Genomic DNA, 24124 nt, shown 5'->3' with positions numbered 1-24124 from the left:
ATACAGTTCAATATAAAATATGCAGAAGACAAGGAGTCACAGAGCGGGAGGTGTACAAATGAAGGTTCTATTCTGGACAGCAGCGCTAAACGGACGAAATCGTACTGGCAAGGTAGAAGCGATACAAGGGGAAGGCATAGGCTGGAAACGACAAAAAAGGCAGCAACGTATGAGCCTAATACTGGCGGGCTTTGCGGCGGCACTGGTGGCGATGCTAGTTGTATTTGCACTAGTGCCGCAATGGATTGCCCCGTATGCGCCGACCGCTATGATGGCGGATCGAATCTTGCAGCCGCCCGGAGCAGCGAATTGGCTAGGCACGGACTATTTTGGTCGTGATATGCTAAGTTTGGTCATTTACGGCACACGAGATTCTCTGCTAATCGGTTTTAGTTCCGTTATTGCTGGTGTATTGGCAGGTGGTGCACTTGGTGCGTTAGCAGGCTATGTTGGTGGCTGGACGGATACGATCATTATGCGCATAATGGATATTCTGATGACAATTCCGGGTGTGCTGCTGGCACTTGCGATTGCGGCAGCGCTCGGTCCGGGCTTGCCCAATATTATATTGGCGATTGCAGTTGCTTCTATTCCAAGCTATGCAAGGGTCATGCGTGGACAAATAGTCGGCTTGCTCACACGGGGATATATTGAATCTTCACGCACCCTAGGCGCATCCCACTGGCATATTGTACGCCGTCATATTTTGCCCAATGCGGTATCGCCTGTGCTCGTCATGGCAACCATTGGGTTAGGCAGTTCGATTTTGACTGGTGCAGGGCTGAGCTTTCTCGGTCTCGGTACAGTCAGCGAAATCCCAGATTGGGGAGCGCTATTATCGCAGGGACGCGGCTATCTGACTGTCGCATGGTGGATTTGTACATTCCCCGGATTAGCGATTACGGGCTTTGTTCTGGCGGTCAATCTGATCGGGGATGAACTGCGTGATCGGCTAGACCCAAGATCAAGTTAATATACACAGAATAGAAAAGGATATGTATACGTCTATTGTAGTGAGCGTATCGTATGATCTTGCTATGTAACCTGAGAAATAGGGAGTAGGCAACAGACCATAGAAATGGTCTGTTTTGCTATGTTTCTAGGTATTTTTACGTAGAAATGATTACAAATATTAGCAAATTCTCAAACATTTTTGCAAAACAGGTTATTCGATGCAAAAGGCTGGGTAAATAATATCTGGGAACATCGATATACAATCATGAAGTTGGACATGAAGCGTAAGTATGTGGAACTACATACCGCCTGCTTCGGTATAACTCACGTAATTGCTGAGGTTGGACGGATACCCTACAGGTCGCCGTACACAACAGCTTGATTGTAAAATGGCATATCCCAATTGGATGTACTGTGCCTTTTTATGTATCAGTTTTTTCAAAGGATGATTCGATAGCGCTCGATTTTGGCGAATATCCACTTTACGTATAATCATGTATATCGATCTCTCTTAACAACAAATTGACCACATCATTGGAGGGACTAATCATGAAAAAGAAATCCAGTCTGAGAAAACCGATCTGCGCATTGGCAACTATGACATTGACGGCTTCGCTGTTACTTCCGGGTGCAGCATTTGCTGACGATAATACTATGGCAAACGGCAGCTTCTCCCTGAACAGCGGCAGTTATTTGAGTAATACCGGATGGACCGGTAGTACAAGCTCTATGACTACAGAAGCAGAAGGCATGACCAGTGATCAATCGATTTTCTATGACAATGCAACTTCCTTTGGCTATAAATGGGCATATCCATCGGATGCAACCGGTATTCAATCCTCGCCAGCTATTTCATTCGGATGGAACTGGACGAATGGATATGAAGGTGCTGGCAATATTCCGGTAGATATTTTCCGCGATAATGCACGCAATCGCCCATCCAACAGTGGTGCGCAAATGAAAAACATCGATACCTCCGTTGCGTATACCACCTCTGACGTAACAGGTGACTATGCAACAGGCTATACTGTATATATTCACAATACACAATGGGCGGGTATGGACACCATGCCAACAGCTACGATCAAAGTCATTACATCTACCTCTGCAAATGCGGGCAATGATGACACTAGCGGTACAATGGATTCTAGTGATATGTCCAATCGTACAGAAACCAGTGTAGCGGATAATGTGTTTACCGGAACAATGAGTAGTACAGATCCTATGCAAAATGAATCTGGCGCATGGGGGCAGTGGTTGGATACCGTTAGCATCGGCGGCTCGACATGGAATGTATATCGCACAACAAGCAATACCGACAATACCATCACACCTGCGAATTCCAATGATAATGTAACGTACACCTATGTGCGTACAGCCAACACCGAAAGCATTTCACTGAATCTGACTGATTTTGTGAAAAATCTGTTAGATCGCAATGAACTGACAACCACGGGCAACTATGTGAGCGGTGTGAAATTCGGTACTGATGTTATGAGCGGTAACGGTACATTGACCGTGAATGAATGGAATATCGGTGTTCAATAAAAGAAACGACGATTGAACATTACGAATGATACAAATAGGTACATGATCAAGTGTATGTAGAGTAGAATGTCCTATCGTACAAGCATCAAAAAAGCAGCCATTCTCGATAACGAGAAGGCTGCTTTTTCATTGTCTATCCAGTGTATCGCCACGTACATGATGATCAAACGACAGGATATTCCATTGCCATTCAACGATCGGTAGGATGGATGTTACTCTGCTGGCGAAATAGGCATCAAATGATCCAGATCCGGCAAATTGTTCACTGGCATTGGATAGCTGAGCCAATAGCCTTGGAATTCGCGATAGCCTAGCTCAACCAGACGATCCCATTGCTCCTGATCTTCAATGCCTTCAGCAACGACCTTCAGATTGAGTGCTTCCGCCATCGTAATCAACGCTTTGAGCACAGGTGGATTCATCTGTGTAACAAAAGAGCGGTCGATCTTGATTTTATCGATCGGCAATCGGGTAAGCATACTTAGTGAGGAATAACCTGTACCAAAGTCATCCAGCGAGATCGTATATCCTTGCTCGCGCAGACGAGACAATAGCGAATGCTCCTCGACCGCATTGCTTGTTGCCACACTTTCGGTAATTTCAAGGTCAATATAACATGCGGCTACCTGTTCTTCCTCCAGAATGCGATTGACCCGATAAATAAAGTCGGGATCATCCAGCTGGATGCGAGAAATATTGACTGCTATGCGAATACCATTGCCATATTTACTTTGCAAAATCGGTAGATCCCTACATACCTGACGAATCACCCAATCGCCAATCGGCAAAATCAATCCAGTATCCTCAGCAACAGGAATAAATTCCGCAGGCGAGACGAGTTGCTTATGATCCTTGTGCCAGCGTAGTAATGCTTCGATTGTAATTACTCGATGATGCTCCATGCTATAAATAGGCTGGTAAAGAAGTTGCAGTTCTTCTTTTTCCAGACAACTGTTCAGCGCCATCTCATGATGAAAGCGAACAATCTGCTCATACCGTAATGCGGTATCAAAAATATGATACCGACTGCGACCCTGACTTTTAGCGTAATGAAGCGCAATATCGGCATGACGCAGCGCCGTCTGGGCATTCATATGCTGCGTAAAAGGAGCGATCCCGATGCTAGCGGTAATCTTCAATTCACGATCCTTGAGCGTAAATGGAGTGCTCAGCGTATCGAGCATTTTTTGCGCCGTCTCTTGTGGGATGCGCGATAAATCTTTACATACCACAAGGAACTCGTCACCACCCAAGCGACAGATGATTTCGCCATCAGTAAACAGTTGCTTGATGCGTCCAGCCATCTGAATCAGCAGCGCGTCGCCATTCTCATGACCCATCATGTCGTTGATGCTTTTGAAGTTATCAATATTCAGCAAAAATAACGTGCCATGCTCAATCGCATACTCATATAAAAAGCGGCGGTTGAACAGATGCGTTAATTCATCGTAGTATGCGTAAAATTTCAGTTTTTCCTCATGCTTGCTGCGTTCGGTATAATCCCGAGTCATACAGATTAGATGGGTGATGTCTCCATCTTCATTGCGCAATGGCGAGATAATGCTTTCGCCGCTCAAATTACCGTTGGGAAGCAAATTTCCGTCCTCAAAGCGCATGCTTTCCCCGGAATCCAGTGCTCGCATATATTTGTTATGGAGATAATGCGCCATATCCGGCTCATTTGCATAACACTCAAAAAAGTTCTTGCCCATATCTTCTTTTCTAACACCGCTAAATAATGCAGCCGAATGATTCACATAGCTGTAGTAAAATTGCTTATCCTGCACACGCATAATGTATACAAAATCTTCGATTGCATCCAGAGCCAGAGCAAGAAGCGGAGGTACTTCATTCCTGTCATTACACATACGATTCCACTCCCTATACTATGCTTTTGCAAAGTATTGTTCTCGTTTTTCAAATTATCCTCACTATATAGTATAGTTCGGTCAAAAGTACATATATTCTTAGCACAATTTGTACATGTCCAACAAATAAAATAAAACAGTAGAAAATCAGATCTGGATTCCTATATGTAGAACGCGATCATGCTTATTTGTGCGGAATAATCTGATTGTATCATGTGTTTTGACAAATGGCAGGTCCCAAATCATAGTTGTGACAAAAAGCGCAAACTCATCGCCGCTCTGTTGCAAACCGTTGAACGATGCTGGATAATACCAGAGAAATCAGCTTTGCATAGGAGCATCTTGGATAGGAGGAACTACATCGTATGAAACCCATTATCGATATTGCGCTGGACACGGGCATACAGGAAGACGAGCTACAGCTGTATGGCAAATACAAAGCCAAGCTAGAGCCAGAGCTGCGCCAGCGATTGTCATCTCGTCCTGACGGCAAGCTGGTGCTCGTAACAGCGATCAATCCGACACCCGCAGGCGAAGGTAAGACATTAACAACGATTGGCTTGTCTCAGGCGCTAAATGCACTCGGTACGAAGACAGTAGCGGCATTGCGTGAGCCGTCGCTGGGACCATGCTTTGGTATGAAGGGCGGAGCGACCGGAAGCGGCAAAGCGCAGATTGTACCAGCAGATGAGATCAATCTTCATTTTACTGGTGATATTCATGCGATCTCATCGGCGCATAATCTGCTGGCGGCGATGATCGACAATCATCTGTATCATGGCAATGCGCTACACATTCATCCGAAAACAATCACTTGGAAACGAGCTGTTGATATGAATGATCGCAGCTTGCGTAGTATTGTGACTGGATTGGGTGCTGGTAATGGGGAGACCAGAGAAAGCGGCTACGTGATTACCTCTGCATCAGAGGTGATGGCGATTCTCTGCCTGAGTGAGGATCTGCATGATCTGAAACATCGATTAAGTCGCATCATTATCGGCTATACATACGACAAGCAACCTGTGACTGCTGCCGACCTGCGCGCGGTAGAGCCGATGGCGGTGCTGCTCAAGGAAGCGCTCAAGCCGAATCTGGTGCAGACGCTGGAAGGCACACCAGTCATCATTCATGGCGGTCCGTTCGCGAATATTGCGCATGGATGCAGCAGCGTGATCGGCACCAAAACTGCACTCAAGCTCGGCGATATTGTCGTAACAGAAGCAGGGTTTGGAGCAGAGCTGGGGGCGGAAAAATTTTTTGACATTAAATGTCGTCAAGCCAATCTGTCCCCAGCTGCAACTGTACTCGTCGTCACAGTCAAAGCGCTAACATATAACGGTCAAGCCAATCAGAATAATGACGATTCATTAGAGCAAAATGTAACAGATGAAGAAGCGAAGCATAGGGCATTACGCAGTGGATTGCGCAATATGCGTCGTCATCTGCACAATCTGCGTACATTTGGTGTGCCAGTCATTGTAGCGATTAATCATTTTGCCGGAGATACGCCGCAGGAGTTGCAGCTAATCATGGAAGAATGTACGCGTCTCGGTGTATCTTGTGCTGTTTCACAAGTATGGGCAGAAGGAAGCAGTGGCGGCAAAGAGCTGGCGGAACGTCTGCTGCATGTATTGGAAGATCGAAATGAGCAGACATTTGCTCCATTATATGAGGCATCCCTATCGTTGCAGGAGAAAATCCAAACCATTGTGACGCGTATTTATGGTGGTAAGGATGTGATCTATGCTCCAGCTGCCCAGAAAAGATTAAGCGAGCTAGAGCAGCAAGGCTTCGGATCATTGCCAGTTTGCATGGCGAAGACGCCGTATTCGTTCAGTGATCAGCCGTCTCTGCTAGGCGCGCCAGAAGGCTTTACGATTCATGTATCACGTGTATCTCTATCAGCTGGAGCAGGCTTTGTCGTGATAGAAACTGGCAATACGATGACGATGCCAGGACTACCGAAAGTACCTGCTGCTGAACGCATGACAATATCGGATGATGGATGGATCGACGGCTTATTTTAAAGGTGAATGATGTAGGGGTGACGTGTTCAAGGTACACAAATCCCACATATGGTGAACGAATCCTACAACATTAGCAAGGGCATGGACCATTCGTGGTCTATGCCCTTGTTTAACGTTAATGATTATGATATTAATTAAGAATAATGTAAACCTATAGAGGCAAGGAGGACCTACATAACAGCATATTTGCACATTACAATCGTAAGGAAAAAGAGGGCATTATGCGTTGTTAGATTCGTTGTTCATCATCCACAATCAACATAGGTAGAAACAATTGAAAGCGTTATCTAAAAACGTCCTGCTCTGTATGATGACGTGTCTGCGTCATGCTGCTCATATGAAGTACATCGTATCTAACCATGACCAATCCAAAGGAGAATGAGGATGCAAAAAGCGAAGGAACTGCTGCAAACGGTAAGTCCGAAGGATGTTCAAATTCATGATTCATTCTGGTCTCATTATAATCAACTTGTGCGCGAGGTAGTCATTCCTTATCAATATGATGCGCTACATGACCGGATTCCAGATGCGGAGCCAAGCCATGCGATCAAAAATTTTGAGATTGCCGCTGGTCGTACGGAAGGCGAATTTCACGGCTTCGTGTTTCAGGATACGGATGTCGCCAAGTGGATCGAAGCCGTAGGGTACTCTTTGATGACACATCCCGATCCTGATTTGGAACAGATCACGGATGATGTGATCCAGCTAGTAGCTGAAGCGCAGGGCGAAGACGGATATTTGAATACGTATTTTACCATCAAGGAACCGGACAAGCGCTGGACCAATCTGGCGGATTGTCATGAGCTGTACACCGCGGGGCATATGATCGAAGCGGCTGTCTCGTATTATGAAGCGACAGGCAAGCGTCAGCTGCTGGATGTCGTTTGTAAATTTGTCGATTATATTGATTCCGTATTTGGACCAGAGCCGGGTAAGCTGCGCGGATACGATGGTCATCAGGAGATCGAATTGGCACTGGTGAAGCTGTATCGGTTGACGGGTGAAGAACGTTATTTGAAGTTAAGCCAGTTCTTTATCGACGAGCGTGGGCAGGAGCCGAACTTTCTGCATGACGAGTGGGAGAAGCGTGGCAAGGTCAATTTCTTTGTTGGCAAAACGGATCGTATAGATCTGGCATATAATCAGGCACATCTGCCTGTACGGGAGCAGAAGGTAGCGGTCGGTCATGCGGTGCGCGCCGTGTACATGTATAGTGCCATGGCGGATCTAGCAGGCTTGAATGGAGATGCCACATTGTATGATGCCTGCAAAACGTTATGGAACAATATTGTGACCCGTCAGATGTACATCACTGGCGGTATTGGATCTACGCATCATGGAGAAGCATTTACCTTTGATTATGATCTGCCGAACGATACGGTGTATTCAGAAACTTGTGCGGCAGTAGGGATGGTATTCTTCGCCCATCGGATGCTGCAAATTGAGCCAAAGGGCGAATATGCTGATGTGCTGGAACGTGCGCTGTACAATACAGTAACGGGCGGGATGTCGCAGGATGGCAAGCACTACTTTTATGTGAATCCTCTTGAAGTATGGCCACAGGCTTGCCATCATAATCCGGGCAAGCATCATGTGAAGCCTGTACGGCAAAAATGGTTCGGCTGCTCCTGCTGCCCGCCGAATGTGGCGCGGCTGATCACGTCGCTCGGCAGTTATCTCTACAGTAGCAGCGATGATACGATCTATACGCATCTGTATGTTGGGGGAGAAGCAACATTGCCACTCACAGAGGGCGCGGTGAAGATCATACAGCAAACCGGATATCCGTGGGATGGGGCAAGCAGATTTACCTTTGCATTGGAGAGTAAGCGCAGTTTTACGCTGGCATTGCGTTTACCGGGCTGGTGTAGTCGGGCTTCTTTGCAGATTAATGGAGAACAAGTAGCATATGCCGACCACCTGCGCGATGGCTATGTGTATATGACACGTGAATGGTCGGTAGACGATGTGGTGGAATGGAAGCTGGAAATGGACGTACAGACCATCTATGCCAATCCAAAGCTGCGTGCCAATGCTGGTAAAGTGGCATTACAGCGCGGACCGCTTGTATACTGTCTGGAGCAGGCGGATAACGGCGATCAATTGGCTTCGTTGCTGCTTGAAACGGATAAACCGTTGCACGCTCACTATGATGAACAGTTGCTGGGCGGTTGTGTTGTGATTGAAGGTAGCGCATGGCGTGAACAAGAGCAGGATTGGAATGGCAATCTGTATCGAACTCATGAAATAACAACAACAGAACAATCCTTTACTGCCGTGCCATACTTCCTTTGGGGCAATCGCGGCGAGGGCGAGATGGCAGTCTGGTTGCGTCGCGCTTGAGTATGGGACGTGCATGAATATATGAAGACATAAACAGCTGCTTTCTTTTGCCATTTAACATAGGTAGACGAGAGTATATCTGCTTGAACTGAAAACGCTTGCAATTATGATAAAAATGGTATATTTTAGAAGTAAGAACATCAAGTCTACACTGGCGACTTTTCTGTCTGATAGAGTGCAGGCTCTCTGTAATACAAGTTTCATGACCGTGTGTGTCGTTTGTGAATCCAACCTATATTCAAAAGGAGGAAGTAACGATGGCTATCTCGCATGTGCTTGTCCCGTATGATGGTTCGCTTCATTCCCAGCGTGCATTGGAGCGTGCAGCTGCACTCGCAGAAAGTATGCAGGCGGAGCTGGAAATTCTGTATGTCGATTCGGCAACGGTAGAGGAAATTCGTCAGCCACTGATCATGACCTCAAGCGAGCTGGAGGCTTATTTTGATCACAAGGAAGATACCGTACGTCAAAATCTACGCGAAATGATTACCCGTATTCCAGATGCGAGAACGGTCATTATTTATGGTAGTGCCGCGAAGGGCATTGTAGAATATGCGATGCAGGCGAAGCCTGATCTGATCATTATGGGCAGTCGGGGACTGAATACGATGAACGAATTCATGAAGGGCAGTGTCAGTCGCTATGTGACCCAGCGCGCGCAGGCTCCTGTCATGATCGTAAAGTAAGAGCATATCACGGTGGCAATAAGCAACAGAGAAGGTACGCTGCTTAGCCGAGGTTACACCTTACAACAACATACATGATAGTGCTAAGTCGTCTCCTAGGAGGCGGCTTTTTTATATGCTAAATTGATCAAGTAAGATGGGAATGGAATCTACTTATTTCCAGTTCATATCCAGTGATAGGAACTATTTCAGGAACTTATGTTCTTATTTTTTTGTGTAAACTATTGAAACGTTCCCTTTTTCACGATAAAATAAAGGTCAGCATATATTTAGGGAGGGTTTTACTTTGGCTAAAGCAAAAGTGGCCAAGCGTCCAACACGCGATGAATTTGTTCTAGAAGAGCTGGGCAATCAACTGACTGAAGCATTTCGTGAGAAGTCCGTTATTGTTCTGACTGTCTGGGGCTGGGAAGAAACAGTACGTGGCGAAATTGTAAAAATGGATTCCCGTACAGGTAGAGTGCATGTTCAGAGCGTAGAAGATCTGTATAAGGTCCCTTTTATGGACATTATGGATATTAACTATCCGCGTGATTAAGATGAAATACCGAGAAAAAAGTTTTGACAAATTTAAAATATACAGCATATACTAGCATAGTCGATTATCGGCTATGCTAGTATTTTTGTTAGGGAGGAATCATCATGCCTCTGGATGCGCATGATCAGTCGCTTGGACTGCTGTTATCGCGTACCTATCTTGTGTACAAAAAGAAAGCTTCACAGCTATTAAGCGCATTCGATATTACGCCGGAGCAATTTGGCATTATGCACCAACTCAGCAAATACGATGCCATTTCCCAGAAAAAGCTTGCCAGTATTCATGAGCGCGACCAGACCAGCATCGGTAAAACACTGGAACGGTTGGAAAATAAGCAGTTGATTTCCCGTCATGTCGATCCGGCAGATCGTCGTGCTGTTATTTTGCATCTGACTGCCGACGGCACCAAGCTGCTGCAAGAGGTAATGCCGATTATGAAGCAATTGGATCGTGATATATATGATCGATTGCACGATACTGATGAGCATCAATTACGGGATGCCATTCATCATATTTATGAAAGTTTGTCCGACTGAATACGGTCGGCAAATTTTTTTGCAATAATAGATGCACAACCTTTTATTGGCTAGCCATGTATTTACAAACCATTTTAAGATATGGAGTGGAGAAACAAAATGAATGCAGTACACACATTGAAGGACTTTTTAAACATCGTACAGACGAAGATCGGAATGGTATTTGCAATATTCGTACCGCTGTTATTCACGATTGTATGGATGACCGGCTATAACGGAGCAACCGAACGTGTATCCCAGCTCAAGGTAGGTATTGTCAACGAAGACAGCACCAACGGCGCCAGTATTGCCAGTAGTATGATGGCTCAACTGCCGTATCAATCGACATTGTATAGCTCGTTAGAACAGGCACAGCAGCAAATGGATCAGGGCGAGCTGACAATGGTCATTGAGATTCCCGCAGGCTTCAGTGAACAGGGAAGTAGCAAGCAGCAAGCGCAGCTGTCCTACTATGTCAATCAGGCAAATTCTGATATTGCCAAGTCTATTGTCGAAGGCTCTGCACCAGCTATCTCCGCAGCAGTCGGCAAAGAAGCATTTGGCGATATACAGGAACAGATCGTAACGACCAATGTGGTTAAAACGCATGATATTAGCAATTTTGCTGTATCGATGCTCCCGATGATTCTCGGATTCGTTACGTACATCGGTGTGATGACGATGAATATTCAGTTGAATCTAGCGTCGATGATGCTCAAGCGTACGCGCAGCAAATGGGAGATTTTCTGGGGGAGACAGCTATTGTTGCTTGGCATCGCGATCATTGGTTCGCTAATCGTAACGAGTGTAGCGCTATTATTCGCTGATACCGCTGCTTCCTTCTGGCAAATGTGGGGCTTCCATATCTTAGTGTATGCTGCCAGCATTGGTGTAACTCAAATGGCATTTGCTTTGTTTGGCAATGCGGCTCCACTGTTCAATGTAGCGTTAATACCGCTGCAATTGATGACAGCAGGCAATATTATTCCGTCCGCGATGCTGACACCATTTTATCGTCATATCGGTTCGTTCCTGCCTGCACCGAATGCCATTCAGGGGTATCTACGATTGATTTATAACGGAGCACCAATTGACAGTTTTGTTGCTCACCTGCTGTTGATTGCACTCATTACATGGGGCATTACCGTGCTGCGTACGGCGCTGGTCAAACCGGCAACCAGCCCATTGAACCAACCAGCAGCCAATCATTGATAGAAAAGAGGCAGAAAAAATGGCATTTCAATATATCGTTGTCCCGTACGATGGTTCACAGAATGCAGAGCGTGCATTGGAGCAGGCGGTGCAATTAGCGGATGGTCTGCAAGCGACATTGGACGTTGTATATGTCGACCCAACACAATCACAACTGCTGGAACAGCAACTCGCCATTCCGACGCATGAGCTGGATGCTTATTTTGCCGAAGAGGAGCAGGACGTGAAGGATCGATTGAAAGCATTGACTTCTTCTGCTCATCCTTCGCGTGTGACAGTATTACAGGGGCATGCAGGCAAGGAGATTGTGCGCTATGCTGCGGATGTCCATGCCGATCTAATCATCATCGGTAGTCGCGGTTTAGGCACGTTGCAGGAATGGATGCTGGGTAGCGTGAGTCATTATGTCGCTCAGCACGCTCCATGTGCGGTAACGATTGTCAAATAGCATGAAGGTTGAATGAGCATATTATCATCGAATCATCATACTACGGTTGAATGATACCAAACCTCCTAATCTGAATTGCCATGTGCATTCTGATTGGGAGGTTTTTCATATGGATGCAGCAGTTGCTTGCTGGGATTATCGAGAGATGACAATATATCGATGATCATTACGATTATCCATAATTTTATGCTTAAGATTTCCCGATTTTAATAATTCATTGCCTATACGGAGAAAGGATGGCAGTACCTAGCAGTCGAATGTATAACATGCAATATGAATACGCTTACATTAATAGGAGGGATTTGATGGTACATTATGCAAATGAAGAACGTCGGTACACAGATGGCAGGCTGACTCCGCAAGTAGAACGTACGATATTACAGGCAGAACAGATACCACAGGTGCTGCCACATCGACAGGCAAAAGCAGTGGCAGATGCAGGAGTACGAGATCATCTGCATGAATCGGGTACGCTGGTATCACGCTTTATTGCCCACAGACAGCGTCATTCTATGTCCCCTAAGAAGAAGCGTAGTCTTTGGAAAAAGGCGACCATGATGGCGATGAGTGCAGCTATGCTATCAGCCCTATACACAGTAGCACCCGCAGAGAAAGCCTCTGCCGCATTGACCTACACATTCGATTTTGGCGGTGGAGCGGTGCAGGCAGGGTATACAGGCGTACGCGCCGAGGATGCGTATACAGCAGCAAAAGGTTACGGCTTCAATACGCCTGCCAATATGCGCAATGTATCTTCCTCTGGTAGTGGGGTAAACAGCGATGCTGTACAATTTGTTACATTTGGCACAAAAAGCAATAATACCTTTAATGTCGATCTTCCTAATGGTTTATACAATGTAAAAGTAACACTCGGCAATACAACTCGATCTAGCGTAGCAGCAGAGGGTGTATACCAGATTATCAATATGACTGGCAACAATGCGGTGGATCAATTCCAGATTCCGGTGACCGATGGGCAGTTAAATTTGCTAGTTACAGAGGGCAAGACAGGCGCGGCATTCACACTTAGCTCACTTGAGATTCAGCAGCTGTCTACCATTGCGGTAACTCGTCCAACGATCTATGTAGGCGGTGATTCTACGGTTGCCAACTATTACCCGCTTGATTCCAGCGTGCAGGGTGGCTGGGGACAGATGCTTGCACAGTATATTAATCCGACTAGCTTTCTTGTTCGTAACATGGCATCTGGTGGTCAGATTGCCCGTGGCTTCCGTGATGACGGGCAACTGGAAGCGATTGTGAAATATATCAAGCCGGGTGATATGTTTATCGTGCAGCTGGGTATCAATGATACCAATGCCAAAAACAACACAACCGAAGCACAATTCAAAGATATTATGCGCGATATGATTAGACAGGTGAAGGCAAAAGGCGCGACAGTTGTATTATCGACACCACAGGGACGCGCGACTGACTTTAACAGCGCAGGCGTACATAACGCCGAAGGCAGATGGTATCGCGCAGCCACTGTTGCACTCGCTTCTGAGGAGAATGTGCCACTGGTTGATCTGAATGTACTTAGTTCCGCTTATTTTACCTCGATTGGAGCTACTGCTACACTGGCATTGTACATGGAAGGCGATACGCTGCATCCCAACCGTGCCGGAGCTGCCCAACTTGCTCGACTTGTAGTGGAGGAGTTAAAGCGACAAGGATTGTATCAATAAATGTGTATGATTTATATCACTGTGATCGGGAACCATACTGTATCATCATTGTGAACATGAACATGAACATGAACATGAACATGAACATGAACATGAACATGAACATGAACATGAATGAAACCAATTGATCGACAAAATACAGTTGAATGTTAACGTAAACATTTTTTGGAAGTCGTTTCGAGGATAGTAGAACATCGCGCCAAATAGGCGTTCTACTATCCTCTTTTACTGCCGTTTCAAACAACACTTATACATACGAAAAATAATGTAGTATAATATAATAAGCATTTTTGCGAGGATATGGAGGAAGATAAAGATGACAATGCAGCTAATCGATCCGGTATTGATCCAGCGTCGTTTGAACGAGCTTCAGGATCAGGATTTGTATATTCACCTCGAAATGACGACTGGTGCCTATGCCTCCCATCTGGACAGCAGCAAGCACCCGTCCGCGACATTTATCAGCAATGCGCAGATTCGTTACAGCACAGGCTCCATTTCCGAAAAATCACCATTTTTCCGTGTTGGCTTGAAGATGGAACAGGGTTGGGTCTATTCGGAAGGACTGACTCATTACGAAGATAGCGAACAGGAGCGCCTGCTGCTTGCCGGTCATGATGCACAAGGCAAGTTGGTTGTAGCATTACAACTAAGCAAGGAGCCGTTCTAATGAGTGAGGAGATGAAAGATATGAAGTTGAATATCCCTGCCAATTCACGCGTGCTTGTTGTGCTTCCGCACCCAGATGACGAAAGCTTCAGTCTGTCCGGCACGCTTGCCAAACATATTCAAGGTGGCGGCGAAGTAACCTATGCCTGCCTCACACTCGGTCAAATGGGTCGCAATATGGGTACACCGCCATTTACCAATCGTGTAGAATTGCCGAATATTCGTCGCGATGAATTGCAAAAGTCTGTTGAAGCGATCGGTATTCAAGATTTGCGCATGATGGGCTTTCACGATAAAACGATTGAATTTGAAGACCGTACGGTACTGGACGGTTCGATTCTGGATTTGATCCATGAAGTGAAGCCAGCGGCGGTATTTACCTTTTATCCCGGCTACAGCGTGCATCCCGATCATGATGCCACCGGAGCGGCTGTGGTGCGTGCGATGAGCCGTCTGCCAGAAGCAGAGCGTCCACCGCTGTACACAATGGCTTTCTCACGAAATTGCACAGATGAGATCGGCTTCCCAGATGTGGAAAACGATGTGAGCGACTTTGTGCAAACCAAGCTAAATTCCATCCATGCGCACCGTTCCCAATTCCCATCTCCGGGCGAACTGGGCAAAAGCAAAAAGATGGATCGTGAACTGCGTGAACGCTTTAGCCGCGAACGCTTTTGGACCTACACCAATTATCCAAACGCATAATTAGGGTATCGAAGAATACGGATTAAGACCATATATTCGATATTCAAAACTATGTTTGCATTGTTCAAGTATGAGATTCCATAAGAAGTCATGCTTGCAAAGCAACATATCGTATCGCCTATAAGTGGTAAATGATAGGTAAAACAGAAATATGCTCACCACTTTATAACTATTGCTAAACGGTTGTGCTCTTTATGGGTACAGCCGTTTTTTGCATGGTTTGAGAACGGTAACCGTGGTGAAGTGCACAGCTATTGGCGTGTAGTGAATGCGCGTTCTACAGTTGGGTAATAATACCATAAGTAATTCAACTCCAAAGGAGGAAATTTCGATGGCTGAGAATCCGCTGAAACATGTGAAAATTCCAATGACGACGGTTGGTAGTGGTGATGAGGTAGAGCTGCGCGAGGATGTGTACGGGTTGACGCTACAATTTGTTAATGTGGCGTTTGTTGGTAAGCAGGACAATCTGCGCGATTGGGTGCTAGTAGATACCGGATTGCCGCAATCGGCATCCAAGATCATCAAGGTGGCAAATGAGCGTTTTGGTACAGGAGCAAGACCAAAGGCGATCATCCTAACACATGGACACTTTGACCATGCTGGTTCAGTAGTAGAGCTGGCAGAAAAATGGGATGTGCCGGTGTATGCACATGCGCTGGAAATGCCATTTTTGACCGGAGAATCACGTTATCCAAGCTACGATCCGGGTGTAGAAGGTGGGCTAAACTCCAAATTGTCAGCTGTATTCCCGAATAAGCCGATTGATCTGCGACCGTATATTCACAATTTGCCTGTTGATAACAGTGTGCCGGGCTTGCCGGAATGGCGCTGGATTCATACGCCGGGTCATGCACCGGGACATATCTCGTTGTTCCGCGAGCGGGATAAGATGCTGCTGGCAGGAGATGCTTTTATTACGGTTGATCAGGACAAGCTATGGGACAGCTTGATTCAGAAAAGAGAGCTATGCGGACCGCCGCGTTATGCAACGACGGATTGGGATGCGGCACGCGAATCGGTACAGCGTCTGGCTTCACTCGAGCCGGAGAGCGCATTGACTGGTCATGGACAGCCGATCATAGGACCGGAGCTGTCGGCATCCTTAATAGGATTGGCAGAGCATTTTGACGAATGGGCAAGACCGTCGCACGGCAAATATGTCGATCATCCTACCGATACACCACCAGGCTTGGATGAGAAGTAAAGACCAACTGTGAAATGAATATGAATAGAAATAAGCAAAAATAAACAAATATAAATCACCTTTGATTTTGACTGAGATAACGCTTACAATTTAGTGAGTAAGCGGTGCATATCAATCAAAGGGAGTGTAGGCTGGATGGAACGAGTATCATTTGTACTGAATATTCGCCCAGAGGATCGGGACGAGTACATCAAGCGCCATGAAGCGGTATACCCGGAGTTATTACAGGCATTCGGTGAAGTAGGAATCTCAACGTACAGCATCTTTTTGCATGAAGGAACGTTGTTTGCTTATATGGAAGTTGAGGATTATCGCAAGGCGATGGATACGCTAGCAAAGCATCCCGCCAATCAGCGTTGGCAGGAATATATGGCTGATCTACTCATTGTTGGTGAGCATGGCAGCACATCGAGTGACATTCCTGAAGTGTTTCACTATCATTCTTGAGCAGCAAGCAGCAAGCAGCAAGCAGCAAGCAGCAAGCAGCAAGAAATTGCTGTACTGTGATGCAAAAAGTTGTATCCGCACCTCCAACATGTCATCATAGATGTTGGAGGTGTATTTGTGATGAAATATGTACATTATGAATGGAATGGACAAGCTGAGATTGGCATCCGACTGGAAAAGGGTATTCTGTCACTGCCTAGTCTTGCCCGTTACAGCCATCAGCCATTGCCGCAACGTATGGAAGAACTGCTAAGCGCATCCAACCTACATACCGATATTCAGAAAATACTGGATACTCATGGGTCCGAGCTGGAAACGGAGCTACTGGACGAATCTATGCTGCGCTTTTTACCTTGTATACCACAGCCGGGCAAAGTCATCTGCATCGGTCTCAATTACCGCAAGCATGCTGCGGAGACGAATATGCCGGAGCCGGAAACGCCGGTTGTATTCAGTAAATTTTCTGATACTGTTGCCGCACATGGCGATGATGTGCCTATTCCAGAAGCCAGCACGCAGGTCGATTATGAAGCGGAGTTGTGTATCGTGATCGGGCGGGAAGTACGTAATGTCAGTCGCGAGGATGCGCTGGATTATGTGTTCGGCTATTGTGCTGCCAACGATGTATCCGCGCGCGATCTACAGATGCGTACGAGCCAGTGGCTACTGGGCAAAACCTGTGAGCGCTTTGCACCAATTGGTCCTTATCTAGTCACAGCAGATGAAGTTGGCGATCCGAATCATCTTACTATTGCAGCACGTCGTAATGGGGGAGTTGTGCAGCAATCTAACACATCGGATATGATCTTCCACTGTGACGAGATTATTCACTATCTGTCCCGTCATATGACCTTGCAGCCGGGTGATCTGATCTTGACCGGTACACCAGAAGGGGTGATCCTCGGACAACCGCCGGAGCAGCAGCACTGGCTGACCGCTGGCGATACCGTGACAATTGAGATTGAAAAGCTTGGTCAACTGACCAATACATTTGTATAAGGTATAACTAGATTGTGGGGACCAAGTGTGCAAAAGGGTAGGCTCGGTTTGCCAGCCTCATAAGGCATAGTAGATACTGTGAAATAAACAGGGGAGCACAAGAACGATGCCCCCTTTTCCCATTCTTCAGCTGTGTACTATGCAGGAATGCGGTGACAGCCAACGTTAAACACGTTATGATGGAGATAGTGGACTGAAATAGAGAAGGGGTCTGTGGATGAAGTTTAGGGAATGGATTAACCATGAGGGAATCAGGCGGATTATCGTCTTGGCAATTCTGATTCTGATCATCTATTCAATGTCGAGTATGATGAATATCATCCTGATGACATTGCTGCTGACGATTCTGATCGGCAGTCTGTACAATGGTGTGATGAAGATCTTTCAGAAGGTCATACCGAGTGTATCGCCGTTTTTTGTTATACCACTTGTGTATGTCGTGCTGCTAGGTGTAATCGGCTGGGGGATTTATCGAATGGTGCCGACCATCAGTATGCAGGTCGCTCAGGTGTACGGGCTGATTCAGGGTGTATATACCAACCCACAGGACAGCAAATGGAATCATTATGTGGTGGAATTGCTGCGGACGCTCAATATTGAGCAGATGCTGGAGCATATTGGACAATTTATTGGTCCGGGCTTTACCGTATTGCTAAAAATCAGCCAGATTGGTTCGCAGCTATTTATCGCGATTTTGCTTAGTTTGTTTTTCCTATTGGATCGTTCGCATATCGCACGTTTTACAGCTTCGTTCCAAGATAGTAAGCTGAGCTGGTTTTTCCGTGAGGTCGGCTATTTTGGAAGTATGTTCTTGAATACGTTTGGTAAAGTTATCGAAGCACAGCTGTTGATTTCATTTATCAATACGATTCTGACGATCAGCGCACTTTGGATTATGGGCTTCCCGAATCTATTGGGGCTTGCTGTGATTGTATTTGTACTCGGTCTGGTGCCAGTGGCAGGCGTATTCATCTCGCTTATTCCGCTCGGATTGACTGCGCTGAGTGTTGGTGGTATCAAATATGTGCTGTACCTGTTTATTCTGATTCTGGTCATTCATGCGATTGAAGCTTATCTGCTCAATCCGAAGCTTATGTCCAGCAAAACGAATTTGCCGGTCTTTTATACCTTTGTGATTCTGATCTTCTCTGAGCACTTTATCGGACCGTGGGGCTTGATTATCGGTATTCCGCTGTTCGTGTTCTTCCTTGATCTGATTGGGGTCAATCGCGGCAACAAGCGCAAGGAGCCGCCGGTATCTGTACCGCCTGATCCTATACAAGATACAAGTGAGGGCAGAAAAGACGCACATCCTGATAGCAGCCATCATACGTCATCGGACAAACTGCCGGAGTGATCGAATGTGCGATCAAACTCTACAGTAGAAGATGAGATAGTATAGGCTAAATCGTTGCTTGAATACAACGAGCACTAAACAACAACAAATGGTAAATGGGTCTGTAGACAATTAGCATTATTAACGATAGGCAATGCTACATGGAATACCTACTTGTCGTTGAATATCTATTTATCCATAAGCAAACACGTCCTGTAGCGGGACGTGTTTTTTTATTGTTTGATTGGAAGACAAGAAATAGAAGACAAGAAATAGAAGTAAAGTTTATTTGATCAAAATCCATTGTTGTGTAAACTTTATTCACGTTTTCGGTAAATTCATACGAGTTAATGAATCATTTCTTTATATTCATGTGAGTAAACATTAAATTTACATCTCCTTATTGTTTAAAAATTTACAAAAAGAAATACATTTTACTATATTTCCATGATAATATAGTAACGTTATCTTAATTTTATATACATAGGAGGAAATGTATGCTTACATGGAATGGATTTCGATCCAAATGGGTGACCAGTCTGCTGGCAGTATCGCTGGCAATGCCGTTGCCAGTAGCGCTTTTGACAGGGGGAACGGTAGCACACGCTGAGACAGCAAGTGATCCGGCTCCGTATATTGAAGCCAAAGTGGTCAATCAAAATGCCGGGAAAAAGGTATTGTTTGACAATACGCACGCACAAACCGCAGGAGCGGCGGACTGGGTCATTGATGGTGGATTCTCCGATTTTGCTAATGCGCTGGCGAATGATGGGTATTACGTAAAAGAGCTGCGTAAAACATCTTCATTTACATATGCCGATCTCAGTCCATATGATGTGTTTGTCATTGCCGAACCGAATGTACCGTTCAAAACAAGTGAACAGGCAGCGATGAAGCAATATGTGGAAAATGGCGGCAGCATTTTCTTCGTTGGCGATCATTATAATGCCGACCGTAACAAAAACCGTTGGGATGGCTCCGAGGCGATCAATGGCTATCGTCGTGGTGCATGGGAAGACCCAGCCAAAGGAATGTCGGAGGAGGAACGCAATTCCGCTGCGATGAAGGATGTCGTTAGTTCTGATTGGCTGTCCGACAACTTTGGTGTGCGTTTCCGTTATAATGCACTCGGCGATATTAACGCTAACAATATCGTAGCGCCGGATCAGGCGTTTGGTATTACGGAAGGCGTTAATAGTGTGGCGATGCACGCTGGTTCCACACTAGCGATTACCGATCCAACCAAAGCCAAAGGCATCGTATACTTGCCAGAAACGAAAGAAGCATGGGGCAATGCGGTCGATCAGGGCGTCTATAATGGGGGCGGCGTAGCTGAGGGTCCTTATGTAGCAGTCTCCAAGCTGGGTGGCGGTAAAGCAGCCTTTATCGGTGATTCTTCCCCAGTCGAGGATGCAACACCGAAATATCTGCGCGAGGAAACAGGCGCTAAGAAAACAACATATGATGGCTTCAAAGAAGTGGATGATGGTAAGCTGCTCGTTAACACGGTCAATTGGTTGTCTCGTGACGAGAGCTACACCAGTCTGGATCAAGTAGACGGACTGCAATTGGATCAGCCGACGCAGCTGTTGGCAATCGAAACGCCACAGACATCGACAGAACCGCAAGCAGAACCGTGGGCAGCACCAGCAGCCGGATACAAATGGTGGGATACTTCTACATTTAAACCGGGTTCGTTCGGCAGTACAGTGAGTGTCTCCAATCCGACGTATAGCCTTGTGCACCAAGCACAACTGCCAAACGCTGAGGAATTCCAGATTCGTATCGTCGCCGACGATCTGACACCGAATACTACAGTCACTGGCTTTAGCGCAGGTATTTATGTAACCGGCGGTACGCAGGTGGCACAAATTCAGAATCCAGACGGCACATGGCCGACTTCGTATGGTTACAGCTCGAGTTACAGTCTGACTGCAGACAGCAAAGGTCATGCGATCAAGGACCTGACTGTACGCATCAAGCCGGGTACAACAGGTGCAGCCAGTCTGCGTCTGCGTCAAAATGGCAGCAACCTGCTGACAAAGTCCGTTACAATCGCAAATGTACCAGCTGAACCGCTACCGCAGGATAATGGTGGTGTGCAGATTCCAGCGCTCAGCACCATTTCTAGTGCACGGAGCCAGAATGCGAATACGCTTGTAACGGTTGAAGGTGTAGTGACTACAACACCGGGTTCTTTTGGCGGACAAGCATTTTATATTCAGGATCAAACAGGCGGCATCTACGTGTATCAAAATCAAACCGGATTTGCTCCCGGGGATGTGATTCGCATTACGGCGCCAACGACCATTTACAATGCCGAGCTGGAATTAACCGATCCGATTGCCTTGGAGAAAAAAGGAACCTCCGCGTTGCCGCAACCAGCTACAGCGGTAACGGTGGATGCGTACAATCAAGGTCAATTGGTGCAATTGAACAAGGTAACAATCAGCAATATCGTGAGTGCAACACCGACAGGCTCCTTTGAATTTGATGTTACAAGCGATGTATACACGCCGCAGGCAGTAACGACGCATGTACGCGTGGATGCACGCACAGGTCTGACTCAATCGTCTTTTCCTTATCAGGCGGGCGATGTAGTCAATATTCGTGGGATCGCGGCGATCTTCAAGGATAGTTTCCAACTGAAGCCGCGTGGTCTGAGCGATCTGGAAAAGGTAGAACAAGAACCGACACCAGAACCGCCGACAGAGCAACCACAAGCTACGGGCGTACCGGGTACGCCAGTGCTGTCCGACGATAATGGTCATGATACCGGCTTACTGGATGGCGACTATCGCATGACGATGAATATGTGGTGGGGCAATAACGGTTCGTCCTACAAGCTGTATGAAAACGATCAAGTAATCGCGAGCGGCAAGCTATCTGATCAATCGCCGAATGCACAGCAAGTCAGCACTTCGATTGCAGGCAAAGCGAACGGTACCTATACGTATGTATTGGAACTGACCAACAGCTACGGCACGACAAAAAGCCAGCCGCTAACGGTGAAAGTGACGGATGCAAATCCAGGCAAGCCAGTGCTGGCAAGCGACAACTGGGATGGCGATGGAAGTTATCAGCTGACTACAAATCTGTGGTGGGGCACCAATGCGACGGAATATCGTTTGTATGAAAATGGCAAGCTGGTGGATACACAGTCATTGAAGCCTGCTACACCACAAGCACAGAGCGCTGTATCCAGCATTTCCGGCAAATCGCCGGGAGAATATGTATACACTGCCGAGTTGGTGAATGCTTCCGGCTCCACAACGAGCGAGCCATTGATAGTGAACGTTACGCAATAATCGCTAGGCAAGCTTTTTGCAGAAACAAAACGCCCCGGACTGCTGCTCGATCCTATACGGGTCAAGTAGCCACTGCCGGGGCGTTTCCTTACTTCATATTCATGTATCGTTGCAAATGTCAGGCAAGCGATACGGCTGGTTAGGTAGCGATGTGAACATACTGTCAGATATAGTACATTAACCGTCTATGCTCCTGTGATTAAGCTGCTTATGTATTCCAAAAAGTGGGTAACAATAAGCAACGTTTCTATAGCGAATGGGGAAACGTTTATCCTTGTACTGCTGCTATAACAAGTACAATCCAGCCTGCAATGAACAGCAAACCGCCAAGCGGTGTGATTGCGCCTAGCTTACGTACACCGGTCAGACTAAGCACATACAGACTGCCGGAAAAGAGTACGATGCCGCCCAGTAGACACCAGCCTGCGGCTGTCGCCAATCCACTTGCTGACGGCAACACAATGCCAATGATAGCAGTCACAATGATACCGAGTCCGTGGATCAGGTGATATTGAACACCGGTTTCGTAGATTTTCAACATTTCTGGGGTAAGCTTCGGCTTGAGCGCATGAGCGCCAAATGCGCCAATCGCTACCGCCAGAAACATCATAATAGCGCCTATCGCAATAAGTATGTGCATATCGGTATCCTCCGTTTTACATGAAACTCGAAGTGAAGTCATCTTTTTCGTTATAATTTGCGTAGATAAATATGCTGAATGGCATGGTCGGCTTCTTTTTTCAAAATCAGCTGCGCACGTCCCTTGGTCGGCAAAATATTCTCATGCAAATTTTTCGCGTTAATACTTTTCCATGTATGCTTGGCAGCCGCATGAGCTTCCTCCTCCGACAGATTGGAGAATCGTCCATGGAAGTATGATTTTGGGTTTTGAAAAGCGGTTTGACGCAGCAATTGGAATCGCTCAATGTACCAACGAGCAATATCCTTTTCATCTGCATCAATGAAAATGGAAAAATCGAAAAAGTCACTGACGAATAATGGACTTTCCTTTTTCACTTGCAGCACATTAATACCCTCGACGATCAGAATGTCGGGGTTGTTGATCACACTTTCCTCATCCTGCAAAATATCATAGGTTAGATGGGAATAGCGTGGAGCACGTACATTCGGTTTGCCAGACTTGATGTCACCCATAAAGGTAATCAGCCGTTTGATGTCATAGCTCTCTGGAAAGCCTTTGCGGTTCATAATACCCTTCTCTTCCAATACCGCGTTTGGATACAGAAATCCATCCGTTGTTACTAGATCGACCTTCTGATGGGTATGCCAGCGCGATAATAGCGTTTGCAGTAATCGAGCTGTCGTGCTTTTGCCTACAGCCACACTGCCGGCGATCCCGATAATGAATGGCGTTTTGCGTGCCTTTTTACGTAGAAAGCTGCTCGTAAGCTCATGTAGCTGCTGGGAAGCGCCTACGTACATGTGAATCAGATGAGTAAGCGGCAGATAGACCTCCTGCACTTCTTGTAGCGAGACATGCTCATTTAGACCTTTTAGCTGCTCTAGTTCTTGTTCGGTTAAAGGTAAGGGGGTGGAATGATCGCTCAGGTCGGCCCAATCCCGACGATCAAATTCGATGTATGGTGAATAACGTCTCATGTGCTC

At 46.4% G+C, this 24124-nt stretch carries 20 protein-coding genes; 17 read left to right on the top strand and 3 right to left on the bottom strand.

Annotated features, from left to right (window positions below; translation table 11 throughout):
* Positions 1-58: 58 nt before the first annotated feature.
* Positions 59-973: an ABC transporter permease gene (locus tag ABXR35_RS08435; RefSeq protein WP_367058134.1), complete on the top strand. Its 915-nt coding sequence runs from the start codon at positions 59-61 to the stop codon at positions 971-973.
* 530 nt (positions 974-1503) lie between these two features.
* On the top strand, positions 1504-2502 hold the full coding sequence (locus ABXR35_RS08430) for a GH12 family glycosyl hydrolase domain-containing protein (protein ID WP_367058131.1): 999 nt from the start codon (positions 1504-1506) through the stop codon (positions 2500-2502).
* A gap of 212 nt (positions 2503-2714) precedes the next feature.
* Here the strand turns inward: ABXR35_RS08430 and ABXR35_RS08425 are convergent, their stop codons facing one another.
* Complete coding sequence (locus ABXR35_RS08425; protein WP_367058129.1) at positions 2715-4370, bottom strand: putative bifunctional diguanylate cyclase/phosphodiesterase; 1656 nt, start codon at positions 4368-4370, stop codon at positions 2715-2717.
* Between the two features lie 365 nt (positions 4371-4735).
* Between ABXR35_RS08425 and ABXR35_RS08420 the strand changes: the two genes are divergently transcribed.
* The 15 genes from ABXR35_RS08420 (at position 4736) to ABXR35_RS08350 (ending at position 22498) form a co-directional block, all read left to right on the top strand.
* Positions 4736-6397 (top strand): formate--tetrahydrofolate ligase, encoded by a 1662-nt coding sequence (locus tag ABXR35_RS08420; RefSeq protein WP_367058127.1) that lies wholly within the window; start codon positions 4736-4738, stop codon positions 6395-6397.
* Between the two features lie 384 nt (positions 6398-6781).
* The gene (locus ABXR35_RS08415) at positions 6782-8740 is read left to right on the top strand and encodes a glycoside hydrolase family 127 protein (RefSeq protein WP_367058125.1); all 1959 of its coding nucleotides are present in this window, start codon (positions 6782-6784) and stop codon (positions 8738-8740) included.
* 257 nt (positions 8741-8997) lie between these two features.
* A complete protein-coding gene (locus ABXR35_RS08410; protein ID WP_367058122.1) occupies positions 8998-9426 on the top strand; it encodes a universal stress protein in 429 nt (142 codons plus the stop codon).
* A 286-nt stretch (positions 9427-9712) separates the two neighbouring features.
* On the top strand, positions 9713-9964 hold the full coding sequence (locus ABXR35_RS08405) for a YolD-like family protein (protein ID WP_367058119.1): 252 nt from the start codon (positions 9713-9715) through the stop codon (positions 9962-9964).
* 104 nt (positions 9965-10068) lie between these two features.
* Positions 10069-10500 carry a MarR family winged helix-turn-helix transcriptional regulator gene (locus ABXR35_RS08400; protein WP_367058116.1) on the top strand — a complete coding sequence of 144 codons (432 nt, stop codon included), beginning with the start codon at positions 10069-10071 and terminating at the stop codon, positions 10498-10500.
* A gap of 99 nt (positions 10501-10599) precedes the next feature.
* Positions 10600-11691, top strand: a complete 1092-nt coding sequence (locus ABXR35_RS08395) for a YhgE/Pip domain-containing protein (RefSeq protein WP_367058113.1) — start codon at positions 10600-10602, stop codon at positions 11689-11691.
* A 19-nt stretch (positions 11692-11710) separates the two neighbouring features.
* Positions 11711-12139, top strand: a complete 429-nt coding sequence (locus tag ABXR35_RS08390) for a universal stress protein (protein ID WP_367058110.1) — start codon at positions 11711-11713, stop codon at positions 12137-12139.
* A 575-nt stretch (positions 12140-12714) separates the two neighbouring features.
* A complete protein-coding gene (locus tag ABXR35_RS08385; RefSeq protein ID WP_367061285.1) occupies positions 12715-13827 on the top strand; it encodes a rhamnogalacturonan acetylesterase in 1113 nt (370 codons plus the stop codon).
* A gap of 322 nt (positions 13828-14149) precedes the next feature.
* On the top strand, positions 14150-14497 hold the full coding sequence (locus tag ABXR35_RS08380; protein WP_367061282.1) for a YojF family protein: 348 nt from the start codon (positions 14150-14152) through the stop codon (positions 14495-14497).
* Positions 14497-15201 (top strand): bacillithiol biosynthesis deacetylase BshB2, encoded by a 705-nt coding sequence (bshB2, locus tag ABXR35_RS08375; RefSeq protein ID WP_367058107.1) that lies wholly within the window; start codon positions 14497-14499, stop codon positions 15199-15201. The genes ABXR35_RS08380 and bshB2 overlap by 1 nt, the downstream gene beginning before the upstream one ends.
* Before the next feature lie 331 nt (positions 15202-15532).
* A complete protein-coding gene (locus ABXR35_RS08370) occupies positions 15533-16408 on the top strand; it encodes an MBL fold metallo-hydrolase (RefSeq protein ID WP_367058104.1) in 876 nt (291 codons plus the stop codon).
* A 135-nt stretch (positions 16409-16543) separates the two neighbouring features.
* Positions 16544-16855: an L-rhamnose mutarotase gene (locus ABXR35_RS08365; RefSeq protein WP_367058101.1), complete on the top strand. Its 312-nt coding sequence runs from the start codon at positions 16544-16546 to the stop codon at positions 16853-16855.
* Between the two features lie 120 nt (positions 16856-16975).
* Positions 16976-17854, top strand: a complete 879-nt coding sequence (locus ABXR35_RS08360) for a fumarylacetoacetate hydrolase family protein (RefSeq protein ID WP_367061280.1) — start codon at positions 16976-16978, stop codon at positions 17852-17854.
* Between the two features lie 217 nt (positions 17855-18071).
* Positions 18072-19211: an AI-2E family transporter gene (locus ABXR35_RS08355; RefSeq protein ID WP_367058098.1), complete on the top strand. Its 1140-nt coding sequence runs from the start codon at positions 18072-18074 to the stop codon at positions 19209-19211.
* Positions 19212-19687: 476 nt separating this feature from the next.
* Positions 19688-22498: a chitinase N-terminal domain-containing protein gene (locus ABXR35_RS08350; protein WP_367058095.1), complete on the top strand. Its 2811-nt coding sequence runs from the start codon at positions 19688-19690 to the stop codon at positions 22496-22498.
* 268 nt (positions 22499-22766) lie between these two features.
* On the opposite strand, the gene ABXR35_RS08345 is transcribed toward ABXR35_RS08350, so the two are convergent.
* Both ABXR35_RS08345 and coaA read right to left on the bottom strand, forming a co-directional pair.
* Positions 22767-23138: a DUF423 domain-containing protein gene (locus ABXR35_RS08345; protein ID WP_367058092.1), complete on the bottom strand. Its 372-nt coding sequence runs from the start codon at positions 23136-23138 to the stop codon at positions 22767-22769.
* A gap of 50 nt (positions 23139-23188) precedes the next feature.
* Positions 23189-24118 carry a type I pantothenate kinase gene (gene coaA, locus ABXR35_RS08340; protein WP_367058089.1) on the bottom strand — a complete coding sequence of 310 codons (930 nt, stop codon included), beginning with the start codon at positions 24116-24118 and terminating at the stop codon, positions 23189-23191.
* Positions 24119-24124 lie beyond the last annotated feature (6 nt).

Source organism: Paenibacillus sp. JQZ6Y-1 (genome assembly GCF_040719145.1).
GTDB lineage: Bacteria > Bacillota > Bacilli > Paenibacillales > Paenibacillaceae > Saccharibacillus > Saccharibacillus kandeliae.
The sequence above is the reverse complement of the archived record's forward strand: the minus strand, read 5'-3'. Positions and strand labels throughout refer to the sequence as shown.

Coding starts and splice junctions, on each gene's coding strand:
- ABXR35_RS08430 (WP_367058131.1), top strand. CDS start 1,504: ATGAAAAAGAAATCCAGTCTGAGAAAACCGATCTGCGCATTGGCAACT.
- ABXR35_RS08420 (WP_367058127.1), top strand. CDS start 4,736: ATGAAACCCATTATCGATATTGCGCTGGACACGGGCATACAGGAAGAC.
- ABXR35_RS08415 (WP_367058125.1), top strand. CDS start 6,782: ATGCAAAAAGCGAAGGAACTGCTGCAAACGGTAAGTCCGAAGGATGTT.
- ABXR35_RS08410 (WP_367058122.1), top strand. CDS start 8,998: ATGGCTATCTCGCATGTGCTTGTCCCGTATGATGGTTCGCTTCATTCC.
- bshB2 (WP_367058107.1), top strand. CDS start 14,497: ATGAGTGAGGAGATGAAAGATATGAAGTTGAATATCCCTGCCAATTCA.
- coaA (WP_367058089.1), bottom strand. CDS start 24,118: ATGAGACGTTATTCACCATACATCGAATTTGATCGTCGGGATTGGGCC.
- ABXR35_RS08355 (WP_367058098.1), top strand. CDS start 18,072: ATGAAGTTTAGGGAATGGATTAACCATGAGGGAATCAGGCGGATTATC.
- ABXR35_RS08365 (WP_367058101.1), top strand. CDS start 16,544: ATGGAACGAGTATCATTTGTACTGAATATTCGCCCAGAGGATCGGGAC.
- ABXR35_RS08345 (WP_367058092.1), bottom strand. CDS start 23,138: ATGCACATACTTATTGCGATAGGCGCTATTATGATGTTTCTGGCGGTA.
- ABXR35_RS08400 (WP_367058116.1), top strand. CDS start 10,069: ATGCCTCTGGATGCGCATGATCAGTCGCTTGGACTGCTGTTATCGCGT.
- ABXR35_RS08425 (WP_367058129.1), bottom strand. CDS start 4,370: ATGTGTAATGACAGGAATGAAGTACCTCCGCTTCTTGCTCTGGCTCTG.
- ABXR35_RS08385 (WP_367061285.1), top strand. CDS start 12,715: ATGCTATCAGCCCTATACACAGTAGCACCCGCAGAGAAAGCCTCTGCC.
- ABXR35_RS08360 (WP_367061280.1), top strand. CDS start 16,976: ATGAAATATGTACATTATGAATGGAATGGACAAGCTGAGATTGGCATC.
- ABXR35_RS08395 (WP_367058113.1), top strand. CDS start 10,600: ATGAATGCAGTACACACATTGAAGGACTTTTTAAACATCGTACAGACG.
- ABXR35_RS08350 (WP_367058095.1), top strand. CDS start 19,688: ATGCTTACATGGAATGGATTTCGATCCAAATGGGTGACCAGTCTGCTG.
- ABXR35_RS08435 (WP_367058134.1), top strand. CDS start 59: ATGAAGGTTCTATTCTGGACAGCAGCGCTAAACGGACGAAATCGTACT.
- ABXR35_RS08390 (WP_367058110.1), top strand. CDS start 11,711: ATGGCATTTCAATATATCGTTGTCCCGTACGATGGTTCACAGAATGCA.
- ABXR35_RS08380 (WP_367061282.1), top strand. CDS start 14,150: ATGCAGCTAATCGATCCGGTATTGATCCAGCGTCGTTTGAACGAGCTT.
- ABXR35_RS08370 (WP_367058104.1), top strand. CDS start 15,533: ATGGCTGAGAATCCGCTGAAACATGTGAAAATTCCAATGACGACGGTT.